This is a genomic window from Allobosea lathyri (assembly GCF_900108245.1).
Taxonomy (GTDB): Bacteria; Pseudomonadota; Alphaproteobacteria; order Rhizobiales; family Beijerinckiaceae; genus Allobosea; species Allobosea lathyri.
In genome coordinates this window covers 492,992-505,815 of sequence record NZ_FNUY01000001.1, presented here as the reverse complement: position 1 = coordinate 505,815, position 12,824 = coordinate 492,992, and the positions used below count along the sequence as shown (strand labels likewise).

Annotated in this window: 12 protein-coding genes; 2 read left to right on the top strand and 10 right to left on the bottom strand. The window is 65.1% G+C overall.

Annotated elements, in window-relative coordinates:
* From C4S73_RS02310 to C4S73_RS02280, 7 genes are all read right to left on the bottom strand, one after another.
* Positions 1–585 (bottom strand): TRAP transporter small permease, encoded by a 585-nt coding sequence (locus tag C4S73_RS02310; RefSeq protein WP_244595401.1) that lies wholly within the window; start codon positions 583–585, stop codon positions 1–3.
* Between the two features lie 77 nt (positions 586–662).
* Positions 663–1,634 carry a sialic acid TRAP transporter substrate-binding protein SiaP gene (locus C4S73_RS02305; RefSeq protein WP_103870827.1) on the bottom strand — a complete coding sequence of 324 codons (972 nt, stop codon included), beginning with the start codon at positions 1,632–1,634 and terminating at the stop codon, positions 663–665.
* Positions 1,635–1,672: 38 nt separating this feature from the next.
* Positions 1,673–2,455 (bottom strand): FadR/GntR family transcriptional regulator, encoded by a 783-nt coding sequence (locus C4S73_RS02300; RefSeq protein WP_103870826.1) that lies wholly within the window; start codon positions 2,453–2,455, stop codon positions 1,673–1,675.
* Between the two features lie 125 nt (positions 2,456–2,580).
* Positions 2,581–3,366, bottom strand: a complete 786-nt coding sequence (locus C4S73_RS02295) for an ABC transporter ATP-binding protein (RefSeq protein WP_103870825.1) — start codon at positions 3,364–3,366, stop codon at positions 2,581–2,583.
* Complete coding sequence (locus C4S73_RS02290) at positions 3,363–4,136, bottom strand: ABC transporter permease (RefSeq protein WP_103870824.1); 774 nt, start codon at positions 4,134–4,136, stop codon at positions 3,363–3,365. The genes C4S73_RS02295 and C4S73_RS02290 overlap by 4 nt, the downstream gene beginning before the upstream one ends.
* Positions 4,133–4,678, bottom strand: a complete 546-nt coding sequence (locus C4S73_RS02285; protein WP_244595400.1) for a mismatch-specific DNA-glycosylase — start codon at positions 4,676–4,678, stop codon at positions 4,133–4,135. The genes C4S73_RS02290 and C4S73_RS02285 overlap by 4 nt, the downstream gene beginning before the upstream one ends.
* 105 nt (positions 4,679–4,783) lie before the next feature.
* Positions 4,784–5,692, bottom strand: a complete 909-nt coding sequence (locus C4S73_RS02280; RefSeq protein ID WP_244595427.1) for an ABC transporter substrate-binding protein — start codon at positions 5,690–5,692, stop codon at positions 4,784–4,786.
* A gap of 339 nt (positions 5,693–6,031) precedes the next feature.
* Between C4S73_RS02280 and C4S73_RS02275 the strand changes: the two genes are divergently transcribed.
* Positions 6,032–7,588 carry an acetolactate synthase large subunit gene (locus C4S73_RS02275; protein ID WP_103870822.1) on the top strand — a complete coding sequence of 519 codons (1,557 nt, stop codon included), beginning with the start codon at positions 6,032–6,034 and terminating at the stop codon, positions 7,586–7,588.
* 160 nt (positions 7,589–7,748) lie between these two features.
* Here C4S73_RS02275 and C4S73_RS02270 read toward each other — a convergent pair whose 3' ends face one another.
* The 3 genes from C4S73_RS02270 to C4S73_RS02260 all read right to left on the bottom strand — a co-directional run bounded on the left by C4S73_RS02270 (position 7,749) and on the right by C4S73_RS02260 (position 10,869).
* Positions 7,749–8,789 (bottom strand): histone deacetylase family protein, encoded by a 1,041-nt coding sequence (locus C4S73_RS02270; protein ID WP_103870821.1) that lies wholly within the window; start codon positions 8,787–8,789, stop codon positions 7,749–7,751.
* A gap of 60 nt (positions 8,790–8,849) precedes the next feature.
* Complete coding sequence (locus tag C4S73_RS28850) at positions 8,850–9,503, bottom strand: TetR/AcrR family transcriptional regulator (RefSeq protein ID WP_103870820.1); 654 nt, start codon at positions 9,501–9,503, stop codon at positions 8,850–8,852.
* Between the two features lie 166 nt (positions 9,504–9,669).
* Positions 9,670–10,869, bottom strand: a complete 1,200-nt coding sequence (locus C4S73_RS02260; RefSeq protein ID WP_103870819.1) for an acyl-CoA dehydrogenase family protein — start codon at positions 10,867–10,869, stop codon at positions 9,670–9,672.
* A gap of 252 nt (positions 10,870–11,121) precedes the next feature.
* Between C4S73_RS02260 and C4S73_RS02255 the strand changes: the two genes are divergently transcribed.
* The gene (locus C4S73_RS02255) at positions 11,122–12,696 is read left to right on the top strand and encodes an acyl-CoA carboxylase subunit beta (RefSeq protein WP_103870818.1); all 1,575 of its coding nucleotides are present in this window, start codon (positions 11,122–11,124) and stop codon (positions 12,694–12,696) included.
* Positions 12,697–12,824: the final 128 nt, after the last annotated feature.

The window sequence follows — 12,824 nt, the reverse complement described above, 5'->3', positions numbered from 1 at the left end:
TCAGGCCTCCGAGCCGTCGAATGCGGCCGGATTTTCCAGCACCGAGTAGCCGCGCTGCCAGTTCTGCCAGGCGACGTGAAGGGAGCGGAGCGTCATCAGCGCGAAGGCGAGGACAACCGCGTTGAAGACGATCGATTTGGGGAGGTCGACCGTCGTCATCATCTCGTCGGGAATGAGCGAGGCATATTTGTACATCAGCCACGTGCCGTAGCCGAAGAAACCGATGCGCACGGCATCCACCCCGGTCGAAAGCGCCCGGCCGGCGGGGTGGGGAAGGTAGCGGTAGATGAAATCGACCTGGATATGCCGCGAGGACCGCACACATAGTGAAGCGCCGAGAAACACCACGACGACCAGCGCATAGACCGCGATCTCCTCGGTCCAGGCAAAGCTGTCGTTGAGGACATAGCGGGTGAAGAACTGCAGGATGACGCATCCGACCATCAGCCAGAAGGCCGCGAGCGTCACCCAATCCTCGATGCCATAGACGCTGAGATCGGCCGGTGGCGGCGCTTCGTCGAAGACATGGGCAAGCTCCTCCCCTGTCACCGGCGTATGGATTTCCTGCTTGATGTCGCTCGTCACGGCAGACCTCGGAATTGTGCTCAAGGGAGCATGATCGGGGGAGCCCGGCGGCAGGCCGCCGGGCTCCGGACGGCCGATTACTTCACCGCCTGGATGCGGTCCCAATCGGCCTTGCGGTAGCCGAACTGCTCGAAGGTGACGTTCTTCTGCACATTGGCGAGGAAGTCGGCCTTGTCGATCTCGGTGACCGTCAGGCCCTTGTCCTTGAAGAGCTGGACGAGCTTCACCTCGTCGGCCTGGATCTTCTTGGTGGTGCGTTCGGCCGCCTCCAGCGCGACTTGCGTGAAGATCTTGCGATCCTCGGGCGAGAGCTTGTCCCAGAGCTGCTTGGCAACCACGGTGTTCAGGTGGTCGACGATGTGGCCGGTCAGGACGATGTGCTTCTGGACCTCGAAGAACTTCTTGGCCTCGATCGTCGTCAGCGGATTCTCCTGCGCTTCGACGGTGCCGTTCTGCAGGGCCAGATAGACCTCCGCAAAGGCGATCGGCGCCGTGTTGGCGCCGCAGGCGCGCGGCATGGCGAGATAGGCCGGCACGTCGGGCACGCGGATCTTCAGGCCCTTCATATCGGCGCAGGTCTTGATCGGCTTGTTCGAGGTGGTGTGACGGGTGCCGTAATAGCTGACCGCCACGATCTGGTGGCCGCTCTTCTCCTGATAGCCCTTCACCATCTCGTTGTAGACGTCGCTCTTGGTGTAGGCGAGCAGGTGTTCGGGGCCGCGGAAGGTGAAGGGATAGTAGGTCACGCCGATCGGCGGATAGGCGCGCGCCGCGAAACTCGAGCCGGAGATGATGATGTCGACCGTGCCCAGCGTCAGGCCCTGGTTGATGTCGGTTTCCTTGCCGAGCTGCGAGGCCGGATAGACGGTGATCTCGTAGCGTCCGTTGGTCCGCTTCTTGAACTCGTCCGCCGCCCAGACCGACTCGGTGTGGAAGGGTTCCGAGGTCTCGTAGACATGGGCCCATTTCAGCTTGGTCTGCGCCTGCGCCGGAGCGCCGACGAGGGCGAGGCCGGCGGCAATTGCAGCGAAAGTCAGATAGGTCTTCATCGCGTATCCTCCCTGGATCTGTTGCGATCGATAGCGCGTCAATTCTGTCTTGCCGGGCGGGCGCTGACGCTCGCCTTCCCGTTCGAAATCTTGCCCTTTGAAAGCGTGTTGCCTGAAGCCCGAACGTCGCCGAAGCTCTGCGAGAAGCGCTCCTGCGAGCACTGCAGATGCCGGCGCATGGCATCGCGCGCCGCTGCCCCGTCCCGCCCTGCAAGCGCGTCGCGGATGGCGCGGTGCTCGGTCACCGCCGCGCGCCAGGAATCGGCATTCTCGAAATAGCGTGCGAGCTGTTGGAAATACGGGTTGATGCGCTGGTCGAAGAGTTCCCCGACGAAGCGGGCCAGAACCGCATTATGCAGAATGCCGGCGATCGCGACATGAAAGGAGCGGTCGAGCGCCACCAACTCGTCGCCGCAAAGGCCCGGAGCCTCCATCGCCGTCAAGGCCGCATCGATCGTTGCGATATCCTGCGGCTCAACGCGTGCGGCAGCCTCGAAGCAAACAGCGCTTTCGATCAGCTCCCGCGCCTTCAGGAGCTCGAAAGGCCCCTCGGAAACCGGCCCGGCCGATGGCGCATCGGCTGCCGGGCGGGGGTCGACGACATAGACGCCTGACCCCATGCGGATGCGGACCCTGCCCTCGACCTCAAGCGCGATCAGGGCCTCGCGCACCGATGGCCGGGAGACGCCGAGCTTCTCGGCCAGCTCGCGCTCGGGAGGCAGGCGCGAGCCCACCGGAAACTCGTGACGATCGATGAGTCCGCGCAGCTGATCGGCGATCTGCCGATACAGGCGCGGCGACTCGACGACTTCGAGCGGCACAGTTCACTCCCTGGTCTGAATCCCCGCCCACCCATAAGGGAAGGTCGCTTTGGCCATGTGGTCAGGCCAATTACCGAGGAAGGAACCATTGTTGCGCCGCCGTGTCAATCTGTCGCGGAGCGTCTTCAGTGCACTTCTGCGGCCAGCACCGCCTCGACCCGGATCTCCTCGACCAGCCGCTCCTTCAGCGCGACGAATTCCGGCGTGGTCTTGATGGTATAAGGCCGGGGATGGGGCAGATCGACAGCGATATCCGCCTTGATCCGGCCGGGGCGCGCGCTCATCACCACGACGCGGGAGCCGACGAAGATCGCCTCCTCGATATCATGGGTGACGAAGAGCACGGTCTTCTGCTCGCGCTCCCAGATGCCAAGCAGCATCTCCTGCATCAGCGCGCGGGTCTGGTTGTCGAGCGCGCCGAAGGGCTCGTCGAGCAGCAGGATCTTCGGGTCATTGGCGAGCGCTCGGGCGATCGCGGTGCGCTGCTGCATGCCGCCCGAGAGCTGCTTGGGGAAATGATCGACGAAGCCAGAGAGCCCGACCCGCCCGGCCCAGTCGCGAGCGAGATCGAGACGCTCGCGCTCGGCAATGCCCTTCTCCCGCAAGCCGAAGGCGATGTTCTGCACCACCGTCAGCCAGGGAAACAGCGTGTAGCTCTGGAAGACGAAGCCGCGATCCGCGCCCGGGCCGGAGACCGGCGTGCCATCGAGCAGAATGCGCCCCTCGCTTGCCGTTTCCAGCCCGCCGATGATGCGCAGCAGGGTCGACTTTCCGCAGCCCGAGGGGCCGAGAATGGTGATGAAGTCGTTGTCGCCGACGCTGAGGGTGGTCGGCATCAACGCACGCGTCGGTTGGCCGCCACGCTGGGCCGGAAAGGTCTTTCCGACGCCTTCGATCAGAAGCTTGCTCATCGTTGCGCCCAGGGAAACAGGCGCTGGTTGATCGCCTTGAACAGGAAGTCGGAGATCAGACCGATCAGGCCGATGACGATGATCCCGAAGATGATCTGGCCGGTGTTCAGCAGGGCCTGGCTGTCGGTGATCATGTGGCCGATCCCCGAGGACGATCCGATCAGCTCGGCGACGATGACATAGGTCCAGGCCCAGCCGAGCACGAGGCGAAAGATCTCGGCAATTTCAGGCGCGGCATTGGGCAGCAGCACGCGGCGCACGACGGAGCGGTCGCTGGCGCCCAGCGTATAGGCGGCGTCGACAAGGTCGCGGCGCACACTCCCGACCGCGACCGCGATCATCAGGATGAGCTGGAAGACCGAGCCGATGAAGATGACCAGCAGCTTCTGCGCCTCGCCGATACCGGCCCAGAGGATCAGCAGCGGGATGAAGGCCGAGGCCGGCAGATAGCGCGCGAAGGAGACGAAGGGTTCGAGGAAGGCCTCGACCGGCTTGTAGGCGCCCATCAGGATGCCCAGCGGCAGCGCCACGGCAACGGCCAGCACGAAGCCGCCGAGCACGCGCCAGATCGTCATGCCGATGTCGAAGGCAAAGCCATACTCGACCAGCAGGCTGTAGCCCTCACGCACCATGGTGAAGGGGTCGGCGAGGAAGAGCTTCTGCACGAAGCCGCCGAAGGTCGCGACCGACCAGAACGCGACGAACAGCGCGAAGAACGCGATGCCGTAGCCGATCCGATAGGGCGCCGAGACAGGCTGAAGCGGCTTCATACGGCAGCTCCCGCGACCTGTGCGACGGCGGCCAGTTGCCGCCACGGCTCGATCGACCAGAACCCGGCTGCGGCGCCCGAGGTCGACGGCAAGACGAAGACCGTCGCGCCTGCGAGCCTGTCCGGCTGCGCGCCATAGTCCAGGCGCAGGCCGGTTGGCTGAAGCACCGCTTGCGCCGCTCGCTTGCCGTTGAACGCGACGATATCGGGAGCGTGCGCTCGCATCTTGGCCATGAAGCCCTCTATGTCGAAATGGGACCGCAGCAATGCGGTATCGGGACCGGACGTCGCCTTCGCGACATCGGTCAGGCCGATGCCATAGTCCGGCAGGTCAGGGAAGTCCGCCGGGCCAAGCTGATCGGCGATCAGCCCGACTTCATGAAGAGTTTTCCAGAACTTGTTTCCCGGCCCGGCATAATAAGCCCCGAGACGTGCGGAGACCGCTCCTGCCTGCGTGCCGCAAAACACGATGCGCAGGCCGGGACGCAGAACGTCAGGCAGGATGGGCTGCTCCAGCGTCATGGTCGGGCTTGTCCCGACCATCCACGTCTCCGCCTATGCGAGACAGCGTTCAAGACGTGGATGCTCGCCACAAGGGCGAGCATGACGGTCGTGGCCAGTCCTTCAGGCCTCACTTACTGCCCGGCCTCACTTGCCGACGACATATTTCGTCTCGACCAACGTGCCGAGATCGGGCTTCGACTTGATCAGGCCGATTTCGAGCAGCAAGTCGGCCGCCTTGGCCGAGAAGGCCTGCCATTCGCCGGAGAAGAAGGCCTTGTTGCCGGCCTCATCCGACCAGCGCAGGTAGCCGGCCGACTTGCCGAACTGTTCGCCGCTCTGCTTCACATCCGCGCCCATGATGCCATAGGCCTTGGCCTGGTCGGCCTTGATCAGCTCGAGCGCCTCGAAATAGCTCTTGGTCAGGCCCTTGGCGGCGTCGTCATTGGCGGCGAGGAAAGCGGGCGTGCAGCCGAGCGTGTCCATCACCATCGGATAATCGAGTGTGGTGGCGATGATCTTGCCGGCATCGGGCTTGTCGCGCACGGCGGAGAGATAGGGCTCATAGGTCAGGGCCGCGTCGTTCTGGCCGGCGATGAAGGCCTGAGCTGCGGGGCCCGGCTCCATGTTGACGACGGTGACGTCCTTCACGGACATGCCGTTTTCCTTGAGCATCCAGGCCAACGCAAAATAGGGCGAGGTACCGGGGGCAGAGGCAGCGACCGTCTTGCCCTTGAGGTCCTTGATCGAGGCGGTCGTGTTGCGCGTCACCATGCCGTCGGCGCCATAGCTCTTGTCGAGCTGGAAGATCTGCTTGGTCTTGATGCCAGCCGCATCCCAGACGATCCAGGTCTCGACAGTCGTCGCGGCGCACTGGATGTCGCCCGAGGCGATGGCAAGGTGGCGGTCCTTCTGCGGGATTTTCTTGATGGTGACGTTGAGGCCGTTCTTGGCGAAGATGCCGGCCTCCTTGGCCAGCACAAGAGGCGCGAAGCCGGTCCAGCCGGAAATGCCGATGGAAACCTTGGTCTGCGCCTGCGCCCCGCCGGCGATCATGAGACCCGCAAGGCCAATGCCGGCCAACACTGAAAACCGCTTCAAACCCGTCATGTCCCCGACCTTCCCCTGATGATATCGCGCGGTACGCCGCTATCGCAGCCTGAAGCGCGGCGATATGCAACCTTCGTTCCAAAACAGGTTAAATGCATATGCAAATCCGTCAAGGAGCCGATCAACGTTCGTCACGAAGCCAATGAATTTCTCTTGTTTGACAGCGCGGGAGACATCCCTTCCCCTTCGTGCATCCGCCCCTTCGTGCGTCCGCGCGCCGCGCTGCGCTCTCCCTCCCGAATCCGCCCGCCCCCAAACATCTGCCCGCTTGCAAGGACGACCTGAATGAACGGCGCCGACCGCCTCTGCGATACGCTCCTCGTCAATGACGTTGATGTCTGCTTCGCCAATCCCGGTACGTCCGAGATGCATTTCGTCGCGGCGCTCGACCGCAAGCCGCAGATGCGCTGCGTGCTCGGCCTGTTCGAGGGCGTGGTGACGGGCGCGGCCGACGGCTATGCCCGCATGGCCGACAAGCCGGCGGCGACCCTGCTGCATTGCGGGCCGGGCATGGCGAATGCACTCGCCAACATGCACAATGCCCGGCGCGCCTGGACGCCGATGATCAATGTCGTCGGCGATCACGCGACCTATCACCTCAAGCACGACGCCCCGCTCACCAGCGATATAGAGAGCCTGGCTCGGCCGATGTCGCATTTCGTGCGCCGCATCGCGACGCCCGAGGATGTCGGGCCGGCCATCGGCGAGGCCTATGCCGCCTCGCTGTCCCTGCCCGGCGTGACCACGGTGATCCTGCCGGCCGATTGCGCCTGGGGCAGCGTCGAGCCGGCCGAACTCTCGGCGACGAAGGTGCCGGCGCTCAAGACGGTCGACGCCGCCGCCATTCGCGATGTCGCGGCGGCGCTGCGCAAGCATGGCTCGCGCGCCGCGCTGATGATGTCGGGCCTGTCGCTGCGGGCCAGGCCCATGGAGATGGCGGCTCGCATCTGCGCGGCGACGGGCGCCCAGATGTTCGGGCAGATGTCGAACGGACGCATCGAGCGCGGCGCCGGCCGCGTCGCCCTGCCGAAGGTGTTCTACCCCGTCGACATGGCGCTGGCGCAGCTCAAGGACATCGACCTGCTCATCCTGATCGGTGCGCAGGCACCGGTCGGATTCTTCGCCTATCCCGGCAAGCCCGGCCCGCTGACCCATGAAGGCTGCACGATCACGACGCTGGCAAAGCCCGGCGACAATCTGCCGGGCACGATCGCTGCGCTCGCCGACGAACTCGGCGCGACATTGACGGCTCCGGCCTACATCGCCCCGAAGCGTGAAGACGCCAGCGCCCTGCCGACCGGTACGCTCGACGCCGACAAGGTCTGCACAATCGTCGCGAAGCTGCTGCCGGAGAACAGCATCATCTGCGATGAATCCGTGTCGTCGGGACGCGTGTTCTATCAGCAGTGCCACAACGCGCCGCAGCACGATTACATCCAGCTCACCGGCGGCGCGATCGGCGAGGGTATCCCGCTCTGCGTCGGCGCGGCCGTCGCCTGCCCCGACCGCAAGGTCATCGGCATGCAAGCCGACGGTTCCGGCATGTACACAGTGCAGGGCCTCTGGACGCAGGCGCGCGAAAACCTCGATGTCATCACGGTGATTTTCGCGAACCGGACCTATCAGATCCTGCATGGCGAGATGCGCGCCGTCGGCGTCAATGATTTCGGCCGCAATGCCAAGCTGATGCTCAATCTCGACGAACCGGCGCTGGACTGGGTCTCGATGGCCAAGGGCATGGGGGTCGAAGCCGGACGCGCCACCACTGCCGAGGAGTTCACCAGGCTGTTCGAGGCCGCGCTTGGCCGCAAGGGGCCGTTTTTGATCGAGGCGGTGATCTGACTTCTTCCTTCTCCCCTCGGGGGAGAAGGTGGCAGCGCGTAGCGCTGACGGATGAGGGCAGACCCTCCACCGAAAACAAGAAAGGGCCGCTTGCGCGACCCTTCCCTCATCCGTCTGCTGCGCAGACACCTTCTCCCCCGAGGGGAGAAGGACGCACGCCCTACTTGAACCCGCCCAAAAACGCGTCGAGGCAGCCGCCGATCGCCTCGATCGCATAGCCACCTTCCTGCACCACCAGCGTCGGCAGGCCCATCGCCTTCACCTGCGCGCCGATCGTGCCGAAATCGGCGGCTTCCAGCTTGAGCACGCCGATTGGATCGTCCTTGTGGGCATCGTATCCAAGCGCGATGACCAGTGCGTCCGCGCCGAATTTTTGGATCGCCTCGCCTGCCCGCTCGACTGCGGCCTTCATCGCGGCGCCGCCCGTGCCGTGAGCCAGCGGCAGATTGAGGTTGAAGCCCTCGCCCGGGCCGTTGCCGCGCTCGTCCTCATAGCCCGTGAAGAACGGGTAGTAGTCGACGGGATCGGCATGAACAGAGATCGTCAGGACGTCATCGCGGCGATAGAAAATCTGCTGCGTGCCGTCGCCGTGATGGGCATCGACATCGAGGATTGCGACCTTGCCGAATTTCGAGCGCAGGCGCTGGGCCGCGACCGCCGTGTTGTTGATGTAGCAGAAGCCGGTGGCACGGTCGGCGCGGGCATGGTGGCCGGACGGGCGGCATAGCGCGTAGACGCCGCGCTCGCCTGCGAGCACGGCGTCGGCGCCGGCGACCGCCGTGTCGGCCGAGCGCTGCGTCGAGGTCCAGCAATGCTCGCCGACCGGCACGGAGAGATCGCCGAGATACCAGCCGAGCTGGCCCATGATCCCGGTCGGGCGGCAGGGCGGGCGGACGGATTCGTCGGTACGGCCGCTCCAATAGGGGAAGGTGTTGGGCCAGGCTTCCGGGCCGCGCTCGGGCAATTCCTGCCAGCGCGCCCAGATCGTCTCCAGGAAGCGCACGAAGCCGGCGTCATGGACGGCCAGAACCGGATCGAGGCCCGCCGCGGCCGGCTGCTCGGGGGTGATGCCGTGCTTCTTCAGCGCTCCCAGCAGTTGCGCCGTCCTCTCCGGCAGATCCTTGGGCGCGACGATGCGGCCAAAGCGCATATATTGCTGGGGATCATGAAGCGACTGATCGGGGTGATAGAAAGCGCGCATGCAAAACCGTCCTCTTGAGTCCTCGGAAACGCCATGTCGAGCGTTTCGCCAGATCCGAAGCTAACGGTTCGCCGACGCGAGGTCAGCCGCCATCGCTGCCGCACCGCCTTGCTCGCCATGCGTGATCAGGCCTGTGAATTCGCGGGCGAGGTCGGCGAGGTCGAAACGGTCCGGCCGATACCAGTCGGTCGAACCGTTCAGCGCTCCGAGCAGGAAGAAGCGCAAGGCGTCGGGCGCACGTTGCGGCGACAGCGCTCCGGCCTCCTGAAGCTCGGCAATCAGGGCGCGCCAGACATCCTCATAGGCGCGGCGGACGCGGCGCACGCTGTCGGGCGTCGGCGTCGCGCCAAAGGTGAAGACCTTGATGCTGGCGGAGGTGTAGTCGCCATGGCCATGCAGCGCCGTCAGATGCGCGCGGATCGCCGCTTCCAGCCGCTTGCGGGGCGTTGCATCCGACGCCTGCGCGAGCGCGGCGACCACGGCCTCATGGACAAAGCGCACGCCGTCGTTGACCACCGCCTCGACGATCTCCTCCTTCGAGGCGAAGTGGTAGTAGAGGCTCGCCTTGCGAATGCCGACGGCCTCGGCGATCTCGCGCAGCGTGGTCTGGTGATAGCCGCCGCCGCGCAGCAGCCGCGCGGCCGTATCAAGGATGAGCCGGCGCGAGCCGCCCTCGATAGGTCCATCGGCGGATCTGTCGAGCGCCGCGCTCATGAGGCTCCACCGTCATTCCGGGGCGTGGCGAAGCCGCGAGCCCGGAACCCATAACCGCGGAGCGCGGTAAAAAAGGTGCTGTGGCCAATGCGCTTCATCCGGCTGAACCTGCGGCTATGGGTTCCGGGCTCTTCGCTGCGCGAAGCCCCGGAATGACGGAGGTGAATCACAGCCGCTTCGCGACCTCTTCCAGCATCACCTCGGTCGCGCCGCCGCCGATCGCCTGGACGCGGGCGTCGCGGGTCATGCGCTCGATCGTGCTTTCGCGCATGTAGCCCATGCCGCCATGGAACTGCAGACAGGCATACATCACCTCGTTGACCAACTCGCCGCAATAGGCCTTGGCCATGGAAACCTCGCGCGTCGCCTCGAAACCCTGCGCATCGAGCCAGGCCGCGTGATAGACCAACTGGCGGCCGGCCTCGACCTTGCTCGCGAGCGTCGCCAGCTTCTGGCGGATGACCTGCTTGTCCCAGAGCGGCGCGCCGAAGGCCTTGCGCGTACGGACATAGTCGAGCGTGAGATCGATTGCGGCCTGAGCCTCGCCCATCGCCATCGCGCCGATCACGGTGCGCTCGTTCTGGAAATTGCTCATGATCGCATAGAAGCCGCGCCCCTCCTGCCCGAGCAGGTTTTCGGCCGGAATGCGGCAATCCTCGAAGACGAGCTCGGCCGTGTCCGACGAGCGCCAGCCATGCTTGTCGAGCGCACGGGAGACCTTGAACCCCGGCGTGCCCTTCTCGACCAGGAAGATCGAGACCGATTGCGAGGGCTTGGCCGAAAGGTCCGTCTTGGCGGCGACGCAGTAAAGGTCGGCATGGACGCCATTGGTGATGAACATCTTCGCGCCGTCGAGCACGTAGGTATCGCCCTCGCGCCGGGCGGTGGTGCGAATGCCTTTCACGTCGGAGCCCGCGTCGGGCTCGGTCACTGCGACCGCGACGATCTTCTCGCCCGCGATGATGTCGGGCATGAGCCTGTCGCGCTGCGCCTGCGAACCGGCATTGGCGATATGAACCGAGGCCATATCGGTGTGAACCAGCGCCGTAATGGCGACGCCCGAGAAGGTCGAACGCCCGAGCTCCTCGGCGAGCACGACGGTCGCCATCGTGTCCATCTCGGAGCCGCCATACTCGGCGGGGTAGCGAATACCGAAGAAGCCAAGCGCGCCCATCTTGCGCAGCACTTCGCGCGGCACCGAACCGGCCTCTTCCCAGGCGAGCGCATGCGGCTTGATCTCGGTCTCGACGAAGCGGCGGACCTGATCCCGCAACGCTTCATGCTCTTCGGTGAAATAGGGCGAGCGGCGCTGGCCTTCGCCCGAGCCTGATTTCGCGCCCGAGCCTGATTTCGCGACTGCCGACATGGCGTTCTCCCACGCTTGACCTATGCGGCTCAATCCGCCTACCTAACGGACGGTAGGTGAATTGGCCGAGACGTTCAAGTCGTCTCTCGGTTTCTTCACTGGCACGACAGGATGTGCCGTCATTCCGGACAAGCCGCGTCAGCGGCGCCGATCCGGAATCCATCATAGAGCGCCAAAGCCCTTCGATGGATTCCGGGTCTTCGCTTCGCTACGCCCGGAATGACGCGCCTTTGCAGAAGAGGTCGGAGGTCCATGTCACAATCAACAACAACGGCGGCTGCCCCTCCCCCGCTATCGGCCATGCTCGCAACGCTGCGCGAGCGCAACGCCCATGTCGCAGCTGGCGGCGGCGCGAAGATGCGCGAGCGCCATGAAGCGCGCGGCAAGATCATGGTGCGCGAGCGGATCGACCTGCTGCTCGATCCGCAGACGCCGTTTCTCGAACTCTCGCCGCTCGCCGCCTGGGGGCTTTATGCCAATGAGGTGCCCGGCGCGGGCATCGTCACCGGCATCGGCATCGTCAATGGCTGTGCCTGCATGCTGATCGCCAACGACGCGACGGTGAAAGGCGGCTCCTTCTTCGCCGAGACGGTGCGCAAGCATCTGCGCGCGCAGGAGATTGCCGAAGAGCATCGCCTGCCCTGCCTCTATCTCGTCGATTGTGGCGGAGCCTTCCTGCCCGAGCAGGACCGGGTCTTTCCGGATCGCGACCATTTCGGCGGCTCCTTCTACAACCAATGCCGAATGTCGGCGGCGGGCATCCCGCAGATCTCGATCGTCTTCGGCGGCGCGACAGCCGGCGGGGCCTATATCCCGGCGCTGTCGGACGAGGTCATCATGGTCAAGGGCACCGGCCGCATCCATCTGGGCGGTCCGCCGATCGTGAAGGCCGCCATCCACGAGATCGTCGATGGCGAGACCTTGGGCGGCGCCGAGATGCACACACAGGTCTCGGGCGTCGCTGATCATCTGGTCCTTTCCGAGATGGAGGGTTTGGCGAAGCTGCGAGAGATCGTAGGCTCGCTTGGCGAGAGCGGCCGCCTCGCCGTGCCAACGACCACCCCCACAGCACCCAAGCTCGATCCCGACGAGCTCGAACACATCGTCCCGACCGATCTGCGCCGCCCCTATGACGTGCGCGAGGTGATCGCGCGCATCGTCGATGGCAGCGTCTTCAACGCGTTCAAGCCCGACTATGGCGCCACGCTGGTGACGGGCTTTGCCCATATCCACGGTTTCCCGGTCGGGATCATCGCCAATAACGGCGTGCTGTTCTCGGAATCGGCCGTGAAGGGCGCGCATTTCATCGAGCTCTGCGACCAGCGCCAGATTCCGCTGCTCTTCCTGCAGAACATCACCGGCTTCATGGTCGGCACGGAGGCCGAGCGCGGCGGCATCGCCAAGCACTCGGCCAAGCTGGTGTACGCGGTCTCGAATGCGCGCGTGCCGAAATACACCGTGCTGATCGGCGGCTCGTATGGCGCCGGCAATTACGGCATGTGCGGGCGGGGTTTCCGGCCGCGCTTCCTGTTTTCCTGGCCCAATGCGCGTATCGCGACGATGAGCCCGGACGTCGCGGCCAATGTCGTGACCGAGCTTCGCCGGCAGAGCCTCAAGGGCAATGCCGACGAGGCAGCCATCGCCGCACTCGACGCCAAGACACGCGCCCAGTTCGAAGAACAGAGCGACCCGTATTACGCCACGGCGCGGCTCTGGGACGATGGCATCATCGAGCCCCGGCAGACCCGCGACGTGATGGGCCTGTGCCTGGCATTGTCGGCCGGCGAGCCGCACGACACCTCCCCGCGCCCTGTCTACAGGATGTGACGGCAATGCGCGAAGACCTCCGCCGTCATTCCGGGGCAGGCCGAAGGCCTGAGCCCGGAACCCATAACCGCAGGATTTGCCTAGCGAGGCTCCCAACCGTGTCGCCTTCTTCGAGAACGACAGTGGTT

Excerpts from the sequence above, each read along its gene's own strand:
- C4S73_RS02255 (WP_103870818.1), top strand. The coding sequence starts at position 11,122 with ATGTCACAATCAACAACAACGGCGGCTGCCCCTCCCCCGCTATCGGCC.
- C4S73_RS02270 (WP_103870821.1), bottom strand. The coding sequence starts at position 8,789 with ATGCGCGCTTTCTATCACCCCGATCAGTCGCTTCATGATCCCCAGCAA.
- C4S73_RS02275 (WP_103870822.1), top strand. The coding sequence starts at position 6,032 with ATGAACGGCGCCGACCGCCTCTGCGATACGCTCCTCGTCAATGACGTT.
- C4S73_RS02295 (WP_103870825.1), bottom strand. The coding sequence starts at position 3,366 with ATGAGCAAGCTTCTGATCGAAGGCGTCGGAAAGACCTTTCCGGCCCAG.
- C4S73_RS28850 (WP_103870820.1), bottom strand. The coding sequence starts at position 9,503 with ATGAGCGCGGCGCTCGACAGATCCGCCGATGGACCTATCGAGGGCGGC.
- C4S73_RS02280 (WP_244595427.1), bottom strand. The coding sequence starts at position 5,692 with ATGATCGCCGGCGGGGCGCAGGCGCAGACCAAGGTTTCCATCGGCATT.
- C4S73_RS02285 (WP_244595400.1), bottom strand. The coding sequence starts at position 4,678 with ATGGTCGGGACAAGCCCGACCATGACGCTGGAGCAGCCCATCCTGCCT.
- C4S73_RS02260 (WP_103870819.1), bottom strand. The coding sequence starts at position 10,869 with ATGTCGGCAGTCGCGAAATCAGGCTCGGGCGCGAAATCAGGCTCGGGC.
- C4S73_RS02305 (WP_103870827.1), bottom strand. The coding sequence starts at position 1,634 with ATGAAGACCTATCTGACTTTCGCTGCAATTGCCGCCGGCCTCGCCCTC.
- C4S73_RS02290 (WP_103870824.1), bottom strand. The coding sequence starts at position 4,136 with ATGAAGCCGCTTCAGCCTGTCTCGGCGCCCTATCGGATCGGCTACGGC.